Below are 19,074 nucleotides of genomic sequence, written 5' to 3' on the forward strand. Positions count from 1 at the left end.
CACATACGTCGCGTATATGGAATTGACATGCGGCGCGTATGTAACTATCTGGCATACGTAACGTATGTAAATGGGCGTCCGAAGCCTCTTTCAAAAAGAGCAACGCTTCTCGCGTCCATGACCACTCAGCCAAAAGAGAGATGCATAATGACCGCACGCGAAGCAATTTTCCCCGCTAACAGGCATGCGCTTTACGAGGAGCATGGCTATTCCGCAGCTATCCGATCCGGTGACCTTCTTTTCGTTTCTGGCCAGGTCGGCAGCCGTGCCGATGGAACGCCTGAACCTGATTTTGAACGTCAGGTCCGGCTGGCCTTTGAAAACCTCAAGGCCACGCTTGCAGCGGCGGGCTGCACTTTCGACAATATTGTGGATGTAACGACGTTCCACACGGACCCGCAAAACCAGTTCGGAACGATCATGACCGTCAAGCAGGAGATTTTCAGCCAAAAGCCTTACCCGAACTGGACGGCTGTCGGCGTCAACTGGCTTGCCGGCTTCGATTTCGAGATCAAGGTCATTGCCCGCATCCCGTGATGTCAGGTTAAATCTGAAGCGGCGGCGCTTACAGGGCGCCGCCAGCCTGCTTCTCCATCCTTATCCCAGCCGCTCCGCATGCCACTTCAAATGGTCATCCATGAAGGTGGAAATGAAATAGTAGGAGTGGTCGTATCGCTCATGCATGCGCAGCGTCAGGCCGATATCCGTGCCTTTGATCGCTTCTTCGAACAGCCAGGGGCGCAGGCCCTTTTCGAGAAAACTATCGGCCTTGCCCTGATCGATCAGGAACTCGGGAAAACGCGCGCCGTCCTCGACCAGCGCACAGGCGTCGTATTGACGCCATGCGGCCTTATCCACACCGAGATATTTCTCCAGCGCCGGCTCGGACCAGTCGGCCGAAGAGGGAGCCACAATCGGCGCAAAGGCGGAGCAGCTCTTGAAACGCTCGGGGTTCTTGAGCGCAATGGTCATCGCGCCATGGCCGCCCATCGAGTGGCCGAAAATGCCCTGGCGGCTCATATCCGCACGGAAATGCTGGCCGATGAGGGCAGGCAGTTCTTCCGTCACATAGCTGTACATCCGGTAGTGCTCGGACCAGGGCTCCTCTGTGGCGTCTAGATAAAATCCGGCGCCCTTGCCCATCTGCCAGTTGGTCAGCTCATCCGGCACATCGTTGCCGCGCGGGCTGGTATCCGGGCAGACGACGATCAGCCCGAGTTCGGAGGCCATGCGGCGATATTCGCCTTTTTCCATGACATTGGCATGGGTGCAGGTGAGGCCGGAAAGATACCACAGGACAGGGCAGGGCTCATGGATCGCCTTCGGCGGCACATAAACCGCAAAGCTCATCTCCGATTTCAGGGTTTCCGATGTGTGCGAAAATACGCCCTGCATGCCGCCAAAGGCCGTATTCTGCGAAATAATGTTCATGAAGCCATTCCTTGTGAAATTTCCCGGTTCAGCCCGCAAGCGAGACGGCTGCATTGACCGCCGCCGCCACCAGAACCGTATTGAAGAAGAAAGAAACGATGGAGTGCAGCAGCGTGACCTTGCGCATGGCGGTTGTGGTTATCCCCACATCCGACGTCTGCGCCGTCATGCCGATCACCACGGCGAAATAGAGAAAGTCGTAACCGCATGGTTCCTTCGTGCCCGGAAAATCCATGCCGCCGCGATGCTGGCGTTTGCCATCCACCATGGCCGGCCGCCAGTAAAGATGGGCGTAATGCAGGGCGGTCATGGTGTGGATGGTCAGCCAGCCGAAGATCACCGAGGCGAAGGCGATGAGCAGCGCCCAGACCGTTTCGCCGGTATGGTTGAGGGCCTGAAACAGCGATACCACCGCGACGGCAACGGCAAGCAGCGTGACGGCGATGATGGCGACCGCAGGCAGATCGTCGCTATCGGCATGGGCCTTCAGATGCTGCGCCGTCAGGCCCGACAGGCGAAAGGCAATCAGGATGAGGTAGGTCAGGAAGAACAGAACGGCCGCGATCTCTATCGCCAGCGGCGGCGCAAAAACCAGCGCCAGGCCAAGACTCACGGCACCGACCAAAAAGGCAATGACGAAAGGTTGATGGCGGCGATAGCTGTTGCTTTTCATATTGGCCGGGGTCATGGGCGGCACCTTTCCGTTGGCGCCGTCATTTTTTGACACGGCGGCAGAAACGGTCAAGCGTCTCCAGAAAAGCGGAGCGGTCACGCGGTGAGAAAGCCGCATTATATCCCTTGCTTTCACCGGTTTCGCGCAGATGCGCGCCAAGATCGCGCATCGCCGTCGCCATCCCGATATTCGACTGGTCAAAAACGCGGCCCGTCGGCCCGGTCACCAACGCACCCTTGGCGACGCAGCGCCCGGCCAGCGGCACATCTGCGGTGATGACAATATCGTTCTCACCGGCATGATCGGCGATCCAGTCGTCCGCCGCGTCGAAACCAGCGGATACGATGACGTTTTTCACCATGGGATCGCGCGACGGGCGCAGACCGGAATTGGCAACGAAGGTCACTTCCAGCCCATGCCGCTCCGCCACCTTGAGAATCTCCGGCTTCACGGGGCAGGCATCGGCATCGACATAGATTTGCGGGTTTTGCGGCATGGGCACTCTTTTCGGATAATTCCTGCCACGCTTCTAAGCGCAAACGCCGCGATTACCAAGCCCGCCATTGCTGAAATGCGGGTTCGATGCCGGGCAGGGGACGCACTTGCGACCGTCCTGAAAATCGCTTATGTTCACTTTATGTTCTTATCCCGAAAGGTTTCCCATGCTGGAAGAGTTCATCGTGCAGGCCAAGTCCGCCACCTATGTCGGCGGCGGTAGTAAATCGGCGACGCCCACGCGCAAGGGATCGCACGATCTCGGTTATCAGAGCGGCGACTGGCATTATATCGACAGCTATTTCGGGGGAACCGATTTCATCGGCCAGGAGGTCGTCTGGCATGAGGGAACAGCGGTGTGGGCGATGAGTTACTACGGCCGCATCCTCCGGCCCGACATGATCGACGGCGCCACGGCTGGCAGTGTCATTCAGCGGTCGCTTTCCACGCTCTATCGTGAGGGCCGGTTCCTTGGCGGCTTCACCCACCCGGTGGAAAATCTGGTCTATGTCGATACGAATGAGGGTGAGTTCCGGTCCTTCACCGGCATCGAGCGCATTTACCGGGGCCATGTCGAAACATACCGGCTTGACTATCATGGCGGGATCATAAAGCCATAGAGCGCAGGAAATGCCATGGACGGGATTTGCAATGGCAAATGGCGACACTCAATTTTTCAAGGCGACACTCTATTTCGACAGCGAACCCACGATCTCGGATTTGACCCTGACGCAAGCGTGGGGCGAGGAGGGATATGAATGTGAGCGGCTGAGCGAAAAGGGCGTGTTTGACGGTCTGCGCGGTTCGACCAGGGTTTTTGTCGGCACTCCCGAGCCGGTTGCAGCGGCGCCGGTTGCGCCCGCCCAATATCCGGCGGTCGCGGAAGCCAGGGTCGACTGGTCAAAGATCTTTTGCGTCGATGCCAAAGCGGCATATGACGATTTCAGCCGTGCAACACATCAGTGCGAGTTCAGATTCCTCATCATGGCGGATGAGGACGATCCTGAAATCGCCCATAACGAGATCGCCTCAGCCCTGCTCGGCATTCATCAGGTCGCCCCCATGCAGGCCGTTGCATTGCATTATCTCGACATGATCGTTGGCCGCGCTAATCTCGATGACTATCTGAACTATGCAAACAGCCATCTGGACCAACCGCAGCAAATGGCGGCGATGCTGGCCTTCGGAACCTTCGTGATGGAGGAGGAGGAAAAGATCAGGGCCTGGACAACAGGTCTGGAACATTTCGGCCAGACGAATCTGCTTTTCGAAACCCTGGCCGGAGATGCGACGCAAGCGCTTCTCACCCTGTTCGGCCTCGGGCATCTCGTCGTCAACGGGCGACGCTTCGCTGCCGGCGAAGCCATAACATCTTTCGACCTTCTCGCGCGTTTCACGCCCGCCGAACTCGATGCCCGGCCCATGCTGCGCGTCGTCAGGCAGGAAGCCGGCTAGAGCGCGCTGTCGTACCTGAGGACGAATGGGACGATGATGTTTCACCGCCCCATCACAGGCTTCAAATCAGCCGGGCTGCTTGGTCTTGCGCAGATAGGGAAGAACCGTGTCGTAGGAGCCGAAACGGGCAATCGCATCCTCGTTGGAAACGGCGGCGGTGATGATGACATCCTCGCCCTGCTTCCAGTTGGCCGGGGTCGCCACCTGATGTTTGGATGTGAGCTGAATGGAATCGATCGCGCGAAGAATTTCCTCGAAGTTGCGGCCGGTGGTCATGGGGTAGGTGAGGACCAGCTTGATCTTCTTGTCGGGACCGATGACGAAGACGGAGCGCACGGTGGCGTTGTCGGCAGGCGTGCGGCCTTCGGAACTGTCGCCAGCACCGGCGGGCAGCATGTCGTAGAGCTTGGCGACTTTCAGGTCCTTGTCGCCGATCAGCGGATAATCGACGTTGAAGCCGGTCGCGGTGCGAATATCGTTCTTCCATTTTTCATGGCTTTCGACCGGATCGACCGAAATACCGATGATCTTGACGCCACGCTTTTCGAATTCCGGCTGCAGGCCGCCCATCGCGCCGAGTTCCGTCGTGCAGACGGGGGTGAAGTTCTTCGGATGCGAAAACAGGACCGCCCAGCCGTCGCCGATCCAGTCGTGGAAGCTCACCGGACCATGGGTGGTCTCGGCGGTGAAGTCGGGTGCTATGTCGTTGATACGCAGGCTCATCTGATGTTTTCTCCCTAATGATTTGAACTGAAAACTGATGGTTCTCGGCAATCCGTGTCCGGCGCTGGAGCTTAGAGTTTTTGCGTGAAATGGCCAGCCCTTTCATCGGGCTTCGGCGGTATTTGCTTCAGCCCCACAGAGATTTGATAACCCTGATTTTCCCCGTTTGTCGCGGTTGCACGATATCCGCCCGGTTGATTGTTTCAGGAGGACATGATTATTCCAGAGACGATCGGGGGGCCATCATGACGACTTCTTCTGCGCCTGTTTCTGCAACGGTTCGGGCACGCATTCCAGCGACGGTCTGGGTGCTCGGCATCGTTAGCCTTCTGATGGATATTTCTTCGGAAATGGTGCAGACGCTGCTGCCCTATTATCTCGTTTCCGGTCTCGGCGCTTCCGCGGTCACTGTCGGTTTCATCGAGGGTATGTCGGTTGCCATCGCCACCACGACCAAGCTGTTTTCCGGGATTATCGCGGACTGGACGAGGCGGCGGAAAATGCTCGCCGTGCTTGGATACGGTCTCGGCGCAATCTCGAAACTCGCTTTTCCCTTCGCCACCTCGCTTGGCTGGATCGTCGCCGCCAAGGCGGTGGACCGGGTCGGCAAGGGCATTCGCGGAACGCCGCGCGACGCCCTTATTGCCGATGTGACACCGCCGGAAATTCGTGGCGCCGCATTCGGGCTCAGAAAGTCGCTCGATACGGTCGGCGGCTTCATCGGGCCGCTGGCGGCCATCGGGCTGATGTTCGCGCTCAGCGAAAATGTGCTCGCCATTTTCTGGATCGCGGTCATTCCCGCTTTCCTTGCGGTGTTCATCCTCATCGCCGGTGTGAAGGAACCGGATGCGCCCGCAAGACCGAAAGCCGAAAAGCCATTCCGGCTCGCCGATTTTGCGAAACTCAATCAGGCGGTCTGGATCGTCATCATTGCGGCGTCGCTCCTGACCTTGGCGCGTTTCAGCGAAGCATTCCTGTTGCTGAAATCCGAAGAGGCGGGCTTCCGGCCGGCATGGATACCGATCACGATGGTCATCATGCATGCCGTCTATGGCCTGACAGCCTATCCCGCCGGCCGGCTTTCGGACAGGATCGGCCGCTCAGGGATTATCGCGGCGAGCGTGGCCGTGCTGGTGGCCTCTTATCTCACGCTCGCTTTTGCCAATTCCATTCCGTTGTTCCTGTTCGGCATTCTTCTGTGGGGCCTGCATATGGGCCTGTCGCAGGGTCTGCTCGCAGCCCTGATTGCGGAAACGGCGCCGCCACATCTCAAGGGAACGGCCTTCGGCGTCTTCAATCTGATGACGGGTCTGGCGGTGCTGGTCGGCAATGTCATCGCCGGCTTGCTGTGGGACCTCCATGGTTCGTTCGGCACCTTCCTGGCGGGCGCAGCACTGTCTTTTACCGCATTGCCGGTGTTGATCTGGGTATCCCGTCGAAAGCGCGCCGCCGCCTGAGCCTGTGCCGAAAACACGACGACGTTGTTTTCGCTCATCCCAGCGCATAGTGTGACGCAACGTCAGGCGACAGCATTCCGGGGGTGGGGATTGATGGAGAACAGCAATGACAGTCACCATTACCGCTTTTGAACGTTCGCCCGATGGCGGCAAGGGTCTCGCCCGCGACATGCGCGTCCGCTGGGCACTCGAAGAAGTAGGCCAGCCCTATGACGTTCGCCTTCTTTCCTTCAAGGCGATGCGGGAACCGGCGCATCTGGCGCTTCAGCCCTTCGGGCAGATCCCGACCTATGAGGAGGGCGATCTCGTCCTGTTCGAATCCGGTGCGATCATATTCCATATAGCCGAACGCCATGCCGGCCTGTTGCCACAGGATGCGGATGCGCGGGCGCGGGCGATCATGTGGATGTTCGCCGCGCTCAGCACCATGGAGCCGCCCATTGTCGAGCATTTTGTCACCGGCTTTCTCGAAAGGGACAAAAGCTGGCACGGCGAGCGCCTGCAGATCGTCGATGAACGTATTCGCAAGCGGCTCGGCGAATTGTCCAGCCGACTGGGGAAGGCCGAGTGGCTTGACGGCGCATTCAGCGCCGGCGATCTGTTGATGATATCGGTGCTGCAACGGATAAAGAGTTCGGGCATTCTCGATGAATACGCAAATCTCGCAGCCTATGTCGCTCGCGGCGAGGCGCGTCCCGCCTATAAACGCGCCTTTGCCGATCAGTTGGCGATTTTCAAAGCTGCATCGAACGGCTGAACCGCATCGACGGGAGGCCCCTCACTGCGGACTGCCTGCGATCAAGCCAAGGTGCTGACGCGATAGGCCATTCCGAGCGACCTCGGCGCGGTCTCCTTGAAACCGAATTTTTCGTATAGCCTGTTTGCCGGCACATCGGCGATCAGGCTGACATAGGCCGAAGCGGGAAGCTCGCTCTTCACATGGCTCATCAGCGCCTCCATGACCGCCTTGCCCAAGCCCCGACCCTGATGGGCGGGATCGACGGCAATGTCCACGATCTGAAAAAAGCAGCCGCCATCGCCGATCAGCCGGCCCATGCCGATGGCGGAACCCGCATGCAGAACCAGCACGGAGAAGACCGTGCCCTGCAACCCCTTCTCTGCCGCCTCCCGTGAAAAGGGGCTTAGCCCGGCCACGGCGCGAAGGCGCAGATAGTCCTCGACAGATGGGGTTCTCGCGATGATGGAATAATCGGGGGAATAATCGGGTTGGTTCATTCGACTCTCCTCTCGGCCGCGCTCTGAAAGCGCCGCCCAATATTTGGAGAGGATTTCTACAGGAGCTTTACCGATTCTGAGGCGCAATTTTCAGCGCCTGAAGATCGTGCTGCGCGCGGACGCCCATGAAGGCGTCCGTTTCGGCCTGTTAGCGGCGGCCTTCCACGGCGGAACGGATATGCGAGCGGCTGACGCCGATGTCGGAAAGGCTTCTGTCATCGAGCGCGCTCAGTTCGGCCACGGCGCGACGGTTGCGGAAATAGTTTCGAACGGTTTCGTGAAGTTTCATTTTCATGGTTTCCAGTGATGAGATTGCATAAAATATGCCCATTCTGACGCGAAAAATACAGGCATTTGCCTGCATGGAAGACATGCAAAAATCGACACACGACGTCTGGATAGGGGGAAACGACTGCCGGCATAAGGAAACGCTATAGCGGCAGAAAGGACTTGTGTTGGCAAAATATCCGGCGATGAACCTACTCTGCCTGAAAGATTAGCATGACGTTAATCGACAAGAACCGCAAAAGCGGCAAAAGCTCGCCCGGCCAAAGCCGGAACAGATAAATCCGAAAAGGAGTGGGAACATGAAAAACGGTATTACTCGCAGACTTCTACTGGTTTCCGCAGCGGTCGCTCCGATCCTGAGCCTGTCGCCGGCGCTCTCCGCCGCCGCTTATGCGGCCGACACGATAAGGCTCGGCCTCGTCGCGCCGATGAGCGGCCCGAATGCGCGCTACGGCGCTTTCTCCATGCATGGCGCGGAACTCGCGGTAAAGGATATCAACGCGGCCGGCGGCATCAACGGCCAGCAGATCGAACTCTTCAATGCCGACAGCCAGGGCACGCCGGTCGAAGGTGTTTCGGCCACCCGCCGCCTGATCGATCAGGACGAAGTGGATTTCGTCATCGGCGACGTCTCCAGCTCCGTGACGCTCGCCATGCAGCCCGTCGCCGAGGATGCCGAGGTTCTGCTGCTGAACGCCGCGTCCTCCAACCCGAAGATCACCTATCAGGCGGGCGTCGGCGGTTTCAAATGGACATTCCGCAACTATCCGACGGATGAGAACCGTGCCTTCGTCGTGGCGAAATACGCCGCCGAACAGCGTGGTTTCACCAAATTCGCCGTCCTGTCGGTCGATAGCGACTACGGCCGCTCCGCCATCACCTTCACTAAGAAATACCTGCCGGACTTCAAGGGCGAGATCCTCAGCGAGGATTATTACAAGGAAGGGGAGGTCGATTTCCGCAGCGTGCTGGCGAAGATCCGCGATAACGGCGCGCAGGCAATCATCATGTATGGTCTCGCCGACACGACGCCGATTGTCGCCCGTCAGATGCTGGAACTCGGACTTGCTGGCAAGGTTACACTGATCGGCAACGGTGAATTCAACACCGAAAAGACGATCAAATCCGCACCGAAAGCCATGGAAGGCGCAGTTGAGGCCGCAGCCTGGCTGCCGCAGTTCGATAGTCCGGCCAGCAAGGCCTTCGTCGAGAAATTCACCGCCACCTACAAGGAAGCGCCGAACAATCACGCCTATGTGCATTGGGATACCGTCAACCTGCTCGCCCAGGCGATCAAGGAAGCCGGAAGCGCTGATCGCAATGCGGTCCGCGAAGCGCTCTCCAAGATCAAGTACAAGAGCCCGGTCGGCGAAGTGACCTTCGACGATCACAATCAGGCGCGCCTTCCGATGATCCTTCTGCAGATCGAGAACGGCAAGCCGAGCATAAAGGGCGCTTATACGGCGGAAATCCAGTACCCTGCGAACTGACAGACCGGGAGGGGTACAGCCATGTTCTCGACAATTCTCGAGCAAGTCGTAAACGGGATCGTCACCGGTTCCGTCTACGCGATCGTCGCCGTCGGCATGACCATGATTTTCGGGGTGCTGAGAGCCATCAACTTCGCTCATGGCGAATATTACATGCTCGGAACCTTCGGGGCGTGGTTCGCCATCGATTATCTCGGCCTTTCCTATGAGGCTTCGATCGTCGTCGGCGTTCTTTCCACCGTGGTCGTGGCCTATGTGGTCGGCCAGCTCGTGATGCGCAGAATGGTGGGAGCGCCGGCCGAGTCCGGCGTTCTCGCCACCCTCGGCATCGCGCTGATCCTGCAGAACACGATCATTTTCGTCTTCGGCGGCGGCTACAAGTTTTTCGCCGGCGGTTATATCGAGCCGATTTCCATCCTCGGCTTCACGTTGGCGCAGCAGCGCGTGCTCATTCTGGTCGTGTGTCTGATCGTCTTCGTCGGTCTGGAGCTGATGGTGACCTATAGCCGTCTCGGCATGGCGATGCGGGCGGTCTCGCAAAATGTCGAATGCTGCGGCGTGGTCGGCATCGATGTCTCGCAGGTCGTATTGCGCACCTTCATCCTGGGCGCCGCGCTTGCAGCACTTTCGGGCGTGCTGACAGCGCCGGTCAATGTCAGCGTCTATGGCGGCATGGGAGAACTCATCACCTTCAAGACCCTGCCGATCATCATCATGGGCGGCCTTGGCAACGTACGCGGCACCTTCTTCGCGGCCATGATCCTCGGCATCGCCGAAAGCCTCGTCGCCACCTATGTCGGGCTGCAATTCCGCGACACGGTGGGCTTCGCAACGCTGATCCTGATGCTGATGTGGCGTCCGCACGGCCTGTTTTCGACGCAGGCGCGCTTTTAGAAGCCGCGCCCGCCGAATTTACTCGAATTTTGAGGACTCGACATGTCTCTCACAGACACCGTTCCCCAGGCACGCCGCCGCGATCTGCGCATTCCGCTCGCCGCCGTCCTGATCGTCGTAGCACTTGCCGCGCCCTTCATCGGCACGCGTTACGTTACCCACTCGCTGATCATCGCGCTCATCTTCATGCTGCCGGCGCATGGCCTCAATCTGCTCGTCGGTTATACCGGTCTGCTGTCGCTGGCGCAGGCGGCTTTCTTCGGCATCGGCGCCTATACCGCCGGTCTGCTGGCGGTTCACTATGAAACGCCGTTTTACGTGAACCTCATTGCCGCGGGCCTCGTCTCCGGCGCGCTTGCCCTGCCGCTCGGCATTCCGGCGCTGCGTCTGCGTTCAACGTCCTTCGTCATGTGTACGCTCGGTTTCGTCATCATCGGCCAGGCAATCGCCAAGAACTGGATTTCGCTGACCCGCGGCGACATGGGCCTTTCCGGCATCCCGAAGCCCTATTTCGAGCTCGGACCGCTCTCCTTCACGGTCAGCGGAACCACCAGCTTCTATTATCTGGCTCTGGCCATCTGCGTTCTGGGAACGCTTGCCGCATGGGCAATCGTCCGCTCGCCGGCGGGCCGCAACATGGTCGCCATTCGCGAAAACGAAACGCTGGCGGAATCCCTCGGTGTTCCGACCTGGCGTTACAAGCTGATCGTTTTCATGCTGAGCGCCGTCTTTGCCGGGGTAGGGGGCAGCCTCTATGCCCATTACCTCACGGTGGTCAGCCCGCTGACCTTCCAGATGTATTATTCCACGACGATGCTGATCATCGTTCTTGGCGGTGGTGCTGGCATGATTTCGGGAACCGTGTTCGGCAGCCTGCTTTTCGTCGGTCTGACAGAGGCGCTGCGCGTGGCTCCTGAAGTGCGGATGATCGCCTATGGCTTCTGCCTTCTCGTTCTCGTCTTCTGGTTCAAAAAGGGCTTTGCTCCCCTGATCAATCGCTTCTGGAACGCGATCGGAGGCTCGAAATGACGGCTCATCTTCCCATCCTTGAGATAAAGAACCTCAGCAAGTCCTATGGTGCGGTGAAGGCGGTCAACGATGTCAGCATGCACATCAATCGCGGCGAGATAGCCGGACTGATCGGGCCTAACGGCTCGGGAAAGTCCACCTTTTTTGATTGCAGCACCGGGCTTGCCCGGCCGGATACCGGCAAGGTGATACTGGACGGGCAGGACATCACCGGCTGGTCGCTCAACCGCATCGCCCGTGAAGGCCGCATGCTGCGATCGTTCCAGAAGACAGTCACCTTCAAGGCGCTCGATGTGGAGGAAAACCTCGTCATCGCCGGTCAGATGTTCACATTTCCCTCACTCCTGTCGACATTCGGCCTCGGCGGCATGTCGCGCCGCCGCGTGGCCGGGTTGAGAGAGCGGGCGCGCGAACTGATCAAGATGGCAGGCCTCTGGGACGTTCGCCACCAGCCCGCCGGCAATCTGTCCGGCGGCCAGCAGAAACTCATCCAGTTCGCCTCCATGCTGATGCCGGAGCCGAAGCTTATCCTGCTCGACGAGCCGATGGCGGGCATCAATCCGAAGATCATCGAGCGTGTGGTGGAGACGATCCAATATGCGAATAAATCGCTCGGCGTGAGTTTCCTCGTCATCGAACATAATATCGATGTGGTCACCAGCATCTGCCAGCGTGTGGTCGTGCTCGATCAGGGAACGAAACTGGTCGAGGGACTGCCGCATGACATCATTCAGGACCAGCGTGTGAGGGAGGCCTATCTTGGCGGCTGACAGCAATCTTTCCATCCAGGGCCTGCGCGCGGGTTACGGCAATCTCGATATCCTGAACGGCGTCGATCTGGATGTGCCGACCGGCCAATTCGTGGCCCTCATGGGGCCGAACGGTGCGGGCAAATCCACCCTGCTTAAGACGCTCTACGGCATGACGACCATCAAGGAAGGCGGCATCGACTGGCGCGGCAGGAACATCGCCGGATTGTCGTCGCGCGCCATTCTGGGGGAGGGCATATCCTTCGTACCGCAGGGCCGTTGCAACTTTCCGGTCATGACCGTCGATGAAAACCTGCAAATGGCCGCCTATACCATTCGCGATGCAAAGGTGAAGGCGGACCGGGATTATGTCTACGACCTTTTCCCGATCCTGAAGACGCGACGCTCGACGCTCGCGGGCAATATGTCGGGCGGCGAGCAGCAATTGCTCGAAGTGGCGATGGCGGTTCTGCAGCGGCCGAAGGTGCTGCTGGTGGATGAGCCCTCGGTCGGCCTGTCGCCGGCCGCAATCGGCATCGTCTTCGATGAACTCCTGCGGCTGCATGCAAATGGCATGACCATCCTGCTTGTCGAGCAGAACACCAAAAAGGCCATGGAGGTGGCTGAGCGCGCCGTCATTCTCCGTCTCGGCAAGGTGATCTGGGACGGCACGCCGGCGGAGATCACCCATGACGAACTTGGCGAATTGTTCCTGACCGGAAAGATGCGCGGCGAACTCGAAGCCGCGCATTGACAGGTCCAAAGCTTTAGATTGAGACGAGGAAAGACCATGAGCACTTTCGTGCCAGCATCACGCGTGTCGAAAATTAGGGTTTCGCCAAGCACGGCGGCGGCGGCTCGCGCCCGCGAATTGAAGGCCGCCGGCCGCGATATCGCCGATCTGACGGTGGGCGAGCCGGATTTCGATACGCCGGAAGCCGTCAAGGCGGCAGCGCATGCCGCCATAGACCGGGGCGAGACCAAATATACCGCCGTCAACGGCACGCCGGCGCTTCGCAAGGCGATCATCGGCGACTTCCAGAAGCGTCTTGGCATCGCCTATGGCGATAGTGAAATCTGCGTTGGCGGCGGCGCCAAGCAGATCCTGTTTCTGGCGCTGATGGCAAGCGTGGAGAATGGTGCGGAAGTGATTATTCCGGCTCCCTACTGGGTGTCTTATCCCGATATGGTCATTGCCAATGACGGCACGCCCGTCATCGTCGCATGCCCGGAGGAAACGGGGTTCAAACTGACGGCCGAAGCGCTGGAAGCGGCAATCACCCCGAAGACGCTGTGGCTGATCCTCAACGCCCCCTCGAACCCGACGGGTGCTGCCTATAGCGAAGCGGAACTGAAGGCGCTGGGCGAGGTGCTGCTGCGCCATCCGCATGTCATGATCCTTTCCGACGATATTTACGATCAGGTCTGGTTCAGGGATGAGCCTATGAAAACCCTCGTTGCCGTCGTTCCGGAACTGAAGGATCGGGTGCTTCTGACCAACGGCGTTTCAAAATCCTATGCCATGACGGGATGGCGGATCGGTTACGGGGCCGGGCCGGCAGCCCTCGTCGCCGCCATCAACAAGTTGCAGTCGCAAATGTCGTCCTGCCCGTCTTCCGTCAGCCAGGCCGCCGCCGCCCATGCGCTTGCCGGTGACCAGACATTCGTGACGGAAAGCGTTGCGGTCTATAAACAGCGGCGCGACTACGCCTGCGCACGTCTGAACGCGATCCCCGGCCTCTCCTGCATGGTGCCGGATGGGGCCTTCTACCTCTATCCGAGCTGCGCCGGGGTGATCGACAAGACGACGGCGGATGGCAAGGTGATCGCAAACGATCTCGACTTCGTCCTCTATCTCCTCGACAGCGTCGGCGTGGCGGCTCTTCAGGGTGCGGCCTACGGGCTTTCGCCCTATTTTCGCATTTCCTTCGCCACCTCCATGGAGGTGCTGGAGGATGCATGTGACCGCATCGAGCGTGCGGTGGCTGCGCTAAGGTAGGGCAAATCGGACCCGTAAACAGGCTCGCCTTTACAACGGTTTGTGCAGTTTTTCACCTCCCGTCATTCCGGCCTTGAGCCGGAATCCAGCCAGCCCAAGTCCTTGGGCTGAAAAGACTTGTCCCGCCGCGCAGACGCGCGTCGACTGGATTCCGGCTCAAGGCCGGAATGACGGAGGTGGGGATGTACGCGCACAGTTGCGTCGTGCACATATACCGAAAACCCCTATCCCATTGAAATTACGCGCCGTCCTTGCAGAAATCCATTCCCGTTTCCTCCTCGATACGCTAGGATTTCCCCAAAAAAGTGGGGACCGATGAGCGTCGATTTCAAAAAACTCAAGAGCTTCGTCAAGATCGTCGATACCGGCAGCGTTTCGCGTGCCGCCGGCATTCTTCGTGTGGCACAGCCGGCGCTGTCGCAGCAGATCGCGTCGCTGGAACAGCATTTCAAACACCAGCTCCTGCTGCGCAGCAATGTCGGTATCACGCCAACCGAAGCGGGGTTGATCCTCTATCGCCATGCACAGATCATGCTGAAGCAGATCGAGCAGGCGCAGACCGATATCGACCGCTCCGCCCGCTCGGTCTCCGGCCGCGTCTCCATCGGGCTTGCCACCTATTCCTCGTCCAGCGCGCTGTCCCTGCCGCTTATCAAGGAGATGAGGGCGCGGTTTCCCGCCATCACGGTCCATATCAACGACAGTTTCGGCCATATTCTCAGCGAGCTGATCATGACTGGCAAGATGGACATGGCGCTGATCTACACCTCCGATCCGATCAAGGGCGTGACGCTGGAACCTTTGTTCCGGGAAGAAATGTTCCTCGTCTCGCCCGCCGATATGAAGCTGCCGACTGAACCCGGTCAGCCGCTTCCGCTCTCGGCGCTGGATGGCCACGCGATGCTGCTGCCGAGCAAGGCGCATTTCCTTCGCCGGCTCATCGATGAAGGGCTAGCGCGGGCGCGCGCAAAGCCGGAGGTCATTTCCGAGCTGGAATCCGTACCGGCACTCGGGGCGGCGGTACTGGACGGCCTCGGCTCGACCATCCTTCCGGCCTCGGTTGTACTGGAGACCCCGAGCTTCAGCGGCGCACAGCTACATCCCCTCAAAACACCTGTCATCGATGCAACAGTGTCGCTCTGCGTCTCCGATCATATGCCGCTTTCCGAGCCGGCTCTGGCGGCGCGTTCCGTGCTTCTCGAGATCGTCACAAAGCTCAAGAGCGGCCACCACCCCGGCATTCGCGCCATCTGAATTCGCTATAAGCAAACCCTATGGCGGCAGACCGAGGTTGTGTTGGTAAAGGCCGGCTGAAGGCTTCAATTTTCCATCAGTGAACGGATTCAAATTTGGATCCACAAGGCAGCCAGAGAGGCTGCATGGTCGCTCGAGGGAAACAATGGCAAAACTGGCTTTCGATACTGGCGGTACCTTTACCGATTTCGCGCTTCTGGACGACAGCGGCGAACTTCACCTCCATAAAGTCCTGAGCACGCCGAAAAATCCGGCCGAAGCCGTTGTGCAGGGCGTGTCTGAGCTGCTCGAAAAACATGCGGACGCGATTGCCATCGAGAACCTGCAGGTGCTTGGCGCAACCACCGTCGTTACCAATGCCGTGCTGGAGCGCAAGGGCGTGGAGACCGGCTTCGTCACCACCGACGGTTTTCAGGACATGCTGCGCATCCGCAACGAGGGGCGTTACGATCTCTATGACCTGAACATCAAATATCCCGATCCGCTGGTCACCCGCGCCAACAGTTTCGGCGCCGAAGAACGCATCGCCGCCGATGGCGAGGTGATGACGGAACTCAAGGAAGAGACCGTTCGCGAGATCGCCGGACGGCTGAAGGAAAAAGGCATCCGCTCGGTGGCGGTCTGCCTGCTGCATGCCTATAAATATCCGCAGCACGAACAGCGCGTCGCCGCACTCCTGCGTGAGGAAGACCCTGACATTTTTGTTTCGCTCTCTTCTGAGGTCTGCCCGGAAATGCGCGAATTCGACCGCGCCTCGACAACGGTGGTCAATGCCTATACCCGCCCGCAAATGTCCGGCCACGTCGCCCATCTGCAGCGGGAGTTTGCTGGGAAGGGCATCGACCGGCAGGTGCTGTGGATGACCTCTTCGGGCGGTCTTGTGCCGAGCCGCCGCGCCGCCGAACTTCCCGTGCGCCTGATCGAATCCGGCCCCGCCGCAGGTGCTGTCGCCGCCGCCGAATTCGGCCGCACGGCAGGTGAGGCGAGCGTTCTTTCCTTCGACATGGGCGGCACCACCGCCAAGCTCTGCCTCATTCCCGATGGCGAACCGAATGTCGGCACCGATCTCGAAGTCGCGCATTACCAGCGTTTCCGCAAGGGATCCGGTTTTCCGCTGAAAATCCAGTCGATCCAGATGATCGAGATCGGCGCTGGCGGCGGTTCCATCGCCGCGAAGAACCCGCTCGGCCTTCTCGATGTCGGCCCGCATTCCGCCGGCGCCATGCCGGGTCCGGCCGCCTATCAGCGCGGCGGAACCGAACCGACGGTAACCGACGCCGATATTCTGCTCGGTTACATGGGAACGGAATCCTTCGTCGGCGGCTCGTTCAAGGTGTCGAGGGACGCGGCCCACGGGGCGATGTCCAAACTGGCCACTTCTCTCGATGTGACCGTCGAGCGCTGCGCCTGGGGCATCCACGATCTCGTCAATGAATCCATGAGCAAGGCCGCTGCCATGCACGCGACCGATCTTGGCGTCGATCCGCGCTCTTTGCCGATGGTGGCCTTCGGCGGGGCAGGGCCAGTGCATGCCTACGGCATCGCCCGCAAGCTCGGCATTTCGCGTATCATCTGCCCGACGGGCGCGGGCGTCAGCTCCGCCATCGGCCTGTTGATCGCGCCGGTTGCCGTCGATCTCTCCGCAAGCCATCCGATGGCGCTCGATGTCTGGGATATCGAGGCGATGAACCGCCTGCTCGATGATCTTTCCGCTCAGGGCGCGGAGGTCGTTTCGGCCGCCGGCGTTCCGAAGGAGACAATCACCAATCGTTATACCGTGGATATGCGCCATGTGGGGCAGGGGCACGAGATTACGGTGGTCCTTCCCGACCGCAACCTGCCGAAGGACATTTTCCTCGAAGAATTGCGTAACAGTTTCTTCAAGCTCTATCGCGAATTGTTCGGCCGCACGGTGGCTGCACCGCTGGAAGTCATCACCTGGCGTCTGCGCGCCAGCGGCGAGAAGGATCAGGTCACCCGGCCGCATGAAACCGTCGTTGCCGAAGCCCTAAAAGGTAGCCGGCAGGTCTATTTTCAGGAGGCGGGCGGCTATGTCGAGACCTCGGTTTACGACCACTACAAGCTGCCGGTCGGCCACGACGTGAAGGGGCCTGCCATTGTGGAACAGCGTGAATCGACAGCCGTTGTCGGGCCGAGCGGCACCTTCCATGTCGATGCCCACGGCAATCTCGTGATCAATATTCTCTAAGGGGGCAGTCAAATGTCGAAACCCGCAACCGATTTCAACGATCCGATCAACCTTCAGGTCATGTGGAACCGCCTGATCTTCATCGCGGATCAGGCCGACAACGTGCTCGGCAAGACGGCGTTTTCGCCGATCGTGCGTGAGAACCATGATTACGTTACGGTACTTCTCGACAGTAAGGGTAGGGCGCTGGCGCAATGCACCTGGTCGATCCCGGTTTTCATCACCTCGCTGCCCGCGGCGGCACAGAAATATTTCCTGCCGAAGTTTCCAGTCGAGATACTGGAAGAGGGCGACGTTCTCGCGACCAACGATCCGGAAATCGGAACCGGCCATCTGCCCGACGTGACGATGATCACGCCGATCTTCAAGAATGGCAAGGTCGTCGCTTATGCGGGGTCCATCGCCCATCTTCCCGATATTGGCGGCGCGCCGCTGCATTCGGAAGCCAGCGACATTTTCGCGGAAGGCATCCGTTTCCCCATCGTCAAGCTGCTCAAGGCCGGCGTTCCGAACGAGGATGTGTTCGATATCATCGCAGCCTCAGTCCGCCTTCCCACGGAAGTGCGCGGCGATCTGGAATCGATGATCGCCGCCAACAATGTCATGGGCCGCGAACTGGTGAAATTCCTCGATGAATACGGGCTGGACGATGTCGATGGGCTGGCCGACGCCATCCACACCCGTTCGGAGGCGCAGACGCGCAAGGCGATCCGCGAATGGCCGAACGGCACCTATTCCGCCGAAGTCCTGCTCGACGGCTACGATGTCGACGTCAAGCTGAAAGCCTCGGTGATTGTCAGGGACGATTCCATTCATGTGGATTATACCGGCACGTCGGATCAGGTCCTGCACTCGATCAACTGCCGCACGAACTACCGTTACGCCCATTCGGTCTACGCGCTGAAATGCCTGCTCGATGCCGAAACACCCAATAATGAGGGTTGCATCGTCCCGATCACCGACGAAGCGCCGCTCGGCTGCATTCTCAATCCGCAGGAGTGGACGGCGGGCAATTCGCGCAATCTCATCGGTCACGTCATTCCTTCGCTGATCTTCAAGGCGCTGGAAGGCATCGTGCCGGAAAAGGTTCTGGGCGATAGCGGCGGTGCGCCGATCTGGGCGGCCAATTGCGTCGGTCAGCGTAACGATGGCACGCAATATGGTTCCGTGCAGAATTTCCATGGCGGGCAGGGCGCACGCGCCGAATTTGACGGGCTGGACACGCTGAGCTTCCCCTCCAACTGCAAGGTCACGGCCATCGAAATGTTCGAGGTCGCCGTTCCGGTGCTGACGGAACGCAAGGAACTGATCGCCGATTCCGGTGGCGCCGGCAAACATCGCGGCGGCCTTGGCCAGCGCGTCGTTCTGCGCAATCTCGGCAAAAACCCGATGAACATTTATCTGGCATCGGAACGCGTCCGCCACCCCTGCTTCGGCGTGGTGGAAGGCCAGAGCGGGTCCGCCGGCAAGGTGATGAAGCAGGGCAAGTCGCATTTCCCCAAGGGTAAGGTCGTGCTTCAGACCGGCGAACGTCTGGAAGTCCAGACACCCGGCGGTGGCGGCTGGGGCAGGGCCAGCGAGCGTTCGCGCGCGCTGATCGAACAGGATATTTCCGAAGGTCTGGTAACCGCGAAGGCGGCGAAAGAAATCTTCGGCTATTCTGGCGCCATTGCTGCCGCAGCCGAATAGGAG

General features: G+C 59.6%; 20 protein-coding genes. 14 read left to right on the top strand and 6 right to left on the bottom strand.

What is annotated here, in order from left to right; all coding sequences use genetic code 11:
* The first annotated feature begins 147 nt into the window (after positions 1 to 147).
* Positions 148 to 537, top strand: coding sequence for a RidA family protein (locus tag I3J13_RS01635; RefSeq protein ID WP_080852082.1), 390 nt, complete (start codon positions 148 to 150; stop codon positions 535 to 537).
* Between the two features lie 60 nt (positions 538 to 597).
* Here the strand turns inward: I3J13_RS01635 and fghA are convergent, their stop codons facing one another.
* From fghA to I3J13_RS01650, 3 genes are read right to left on the bottom strand one after another with little or no spacing between them, the layout of a single operon-like run.
* Positions 598 to 1,431, bottom strand: coding sequence for an S-formylglutathione hydrolase (gene fghA / locus I3J13_RS01640; protein ID WP_196377802.1), 834 nt, complete (start codon positions 1,429 to 1,431; stop codon positions 598 to 600).
* A 28-nt stretch (positions 1,432 to 1,459) separates the two neighbouring features.
* A complete protein-coding gene (locus tag I3J13_RS01645) occupies positions 1,460 to 2,119 on the bottom strand; it encodes a DUF1345 domain-containing protein (protein WP_035264055.1) in 660 nt (219 codons plus the stop codon).
* A gap of 25 nt (positions 2,120 to 2,144) precedes the next feature.
* A complete protein-coding gene (locus tag I3J13_RS01650) occupies positions 2,145 to 2,600 on the bottom strand; it encodes a YaiI/YqxD family protein (protein ID WP_003502698.1) in 456 nt (151 codons plus the stop codon).
* Positions 2,601 to 2,766: 166 nt separating this feature from the next.
* Between I3J13_RS01650 and I3J13_RS01655 the strand changes: the two genes are divergently transcribed.
* Together I3J13_RS01655 and I3J13_RS01660 are read left to right on the top strand one after the other, a co-directional pair.
* Positions 2,767 to 3,219, top strand: coding sequence for a DUF5680 domain-containing protein (locus tag I3J13_RS01655; protein ID WP_196377803.1), 453 nt, complete (start codon positions 2,767 to 2,769; stop codon positions 3,217 to 3,219).
* Between the two features lie 31 nt (positions 3,220 to 3,250).
* Complete coding sequence (locus tag I3J13_RS01660) at positions 3,251 to 4,054, top strand: hypothetical protein (protein WP_196377804.1); 804 nt, start codon at positions 3,251 to 3,253, stop codon at positions 4,052 to 4,054.
* A gap of 66 nt (positions 4,055 to 4,120) precedes the next feature.
* Here I3J13_RS01660 and I3J13_RS01665 read toward each other — a convergent pair whose 3' ends face one another.
* Entirely contained in the window at positions 4,121 to 4,777 is a 657-nt protein-coding gene (locus I3J13_RS01665; RefSeq protein ID WP_035217366.1) for a peroxiredoxin, read from the bottom strand.
* A gap of 245 nt (positions 4,778 to 5,022) precedes the next feature.
* Here I3J13_RS01665 and I3J13_RS01670 point away from each other — a divergent pair, with 245 nt between their 5' ends.
* A complete protein-coding gene (locus tag I3J13_RS01670; protein WP_196377805.1) occupies positions 5,023 to 6,234 on the top strand; it encodes an MFS transporter in 1,212 nt (403 codons plus the stop codon).
* A gap of 106 nt (positions 6,235 to 6,340) precedes the next feature.
* Positions 6,341 to 6,991 (top strand): glutathione S-transferase family protein, encoded by a 651-nt coding sequence (locus I3J13_RS01675; protein WP_196377806.1) that lies wholly within the window; start codon positions 6,341 to 6,343, stop codon positions 6,989 to 6,991.
* 41 nt (positions 6,992 to 7,032) lie between these two features.
* Here the strand turns inward: I3J13_RS01675 and I3J13_RS01680 are convergent, their stop codons facing one another.
* Both I3J13_RS01680 and I3J13_RS01685 read right to left on the bottom strand, forming a co-directional pair.
* Positions 7,033 to 7,470 carry a GNAT family N-acetyltransferase gene (locus tag I3J13_RS01680; RefSeq protein WP_196377807.1) on the bottom strand — a complete coding sequence of 146 codons (438 nt, stop codon included), beginning with the start codon at positions 7,468 to 7,470 and terminating at the stop codon, positions 7,033 to 7,035.
* Positions 7,471 to 7,618: 148 nt separating this feature from the next.
* A complete protein-coding gene (locus I3J13_RS01685; RefSeq protein WP_080853169.1) occupies positions 7,619 to 7,759 on the bottom strand; it encodes a DUF1127 domain-containing protein in 141 nt (46 codons plus the stop codon).
* 298 nt (positions 7,760 to 8,057) lie between these two features.
* On the opposite strand from I3J13_RS01685, the gene I3J13_RS01690 reads away from it, so the two are divergent.
* The 9 genes from I3J13_RS01690 (at position 8,058) to I3J13_RS01730 (ending at position 19,071) form a co-directional block, all read left to right on the top strand.
* Positions 8,058 to 9,248 carry an ABC transporter substrate-binding protein gene (locus tag I3J13_RS01690; RefSeq protein ID WP_196377808.1) on the top strand — a complete coding sequence of 397 codons (1,191 nt, stop codon included), beginning with the start codon at positions 8,058 to 8,060 and terminating at the stop codon, positions 9,246 to 9,248.
* Positions 9,249 to 9,269: 21 nt separating this feature from the next.
* Positions 9,270 to 10,142 carry a branched-chain amino acid ABC transporter permease gene (locus I3J13_RS01695; RefSeq protein ID WP_035217353.1) on the top strand — a complete coding sequence of 291 codons (873 nt, stop codon included), beginning with the start codon at positions 9,270 to 9,272 and terminating at the stop codon, positions 10,140 to 10,142.
* A 42-nt stretch (positions 10,143 to 10,184) separates the two neighbouring features.
* On the top strand, positions 10,185 to 11,171 hold the full coding sequence (locus I3J13_RS01700; protein ID WP_080817073.1) for a branched-chain amino acid ABC transporter permease: 987 nt from the start codon (positions 10,185 to 10,187) through the stop codon (positions 11,169 to 11,171).
* Entirely contained in the window at positions 11,168 to 11,941 is a 774-nt protein-coding gene (locus tag I3J13_RS01705; RefSeq protein ID WP_196377809.1) for an ABC transporter ATP-binding protein, read from the top strand. Before I3J13_RS01700 ends, I3J13_RS01705 begins: the two co-directional genes overlap by 4 nt.
* The gene (locus I3J13_RS01710) at positions 11,931 to 12,674 is read left to right on the top strand and encodes a branched-chain amino acid ABC transporter ATP-binding protein (RefSeq protein WP_196377810.1); all 744 of its coding nucleotides are present in this window, start codon (positions 11,931 to 11,933) and stop codon (positions 12,672 to 12,674) included. Before I3J13_RS01705 ends, I3J13_RS01710 begins: the two co-directional genes overlap by 11 nt.
* A 36-nt stretch (positions 12,675 to 12,710) precedes the next feature.
* Positions 12,711 to 13,919 (top strand): aspartate transaminase, encoded by a 1,209-nt coding sequence (locus I3J13_RS01715; RefSeq protein ID WP_196377811.1) that lies wholly within the window; start codon positions 12,711 to 12,713, stop codon positions 13,917 to 13,919.
* A gap of 315 nt (positions 13,920 to 14,234) precedes the next feature.
* The gene (nac, locus tag I3J13_RS01720; protein WP_196377812.1) at positions 14,235 to 15,173 is read left to right on the top strand and encodes a nitrogen assimilation transcriptional regulator NAC; all 939 of its coding nucleotides are present in this window, start codon (positions 14,235 to 14,237) and stop codon (positions 15,171 to 15,173) included.
* 145 nt (positions 15,174 to 15,318) lie between these two features.
* Positions 15,319 to 17,382 carry a hydantoinase/oxoprolinase family protein gene (locus I3J13_RS01725; RefSeq protein WP_196377813.1) on the top strand — a complete coding sequence of 688 codons (2,064 nt, stop codon included), beginning with the start codon at positions 15,319 to 15,321 and terminating at the stop codon, positions 17,380 to 17,382.
* 12 nt (positions 17,383 to 17,394) lie between these two features.
* Positions 17,395 to 19,071 carry a hydantoinase B/oxoprolinase family protein gene (locus I3J13_RS01730; RefSeq protein ID WP_196377814.1) on the top strand — a complete coding sequence of 559 codons (1,677 nt, stop codon included), beginning with the start codon at positions 17,395 to 17,397 and terminating at the stop codon, positions 19,069 to 19,071.
* Positions 19,072 to 19,074: the final 3 nt, after the last annotated feature.

It is taken from the genome of Agrobacterium leguminum, assembly GCF_015704895.1.
GTDB classification, from domain to species: Bacteria; Pseudomonadota; Alphaproteobacteria; order Rhizobiales; family Rhizobiaceae; genus Agrobacterium; species Agrobacterium leguminum.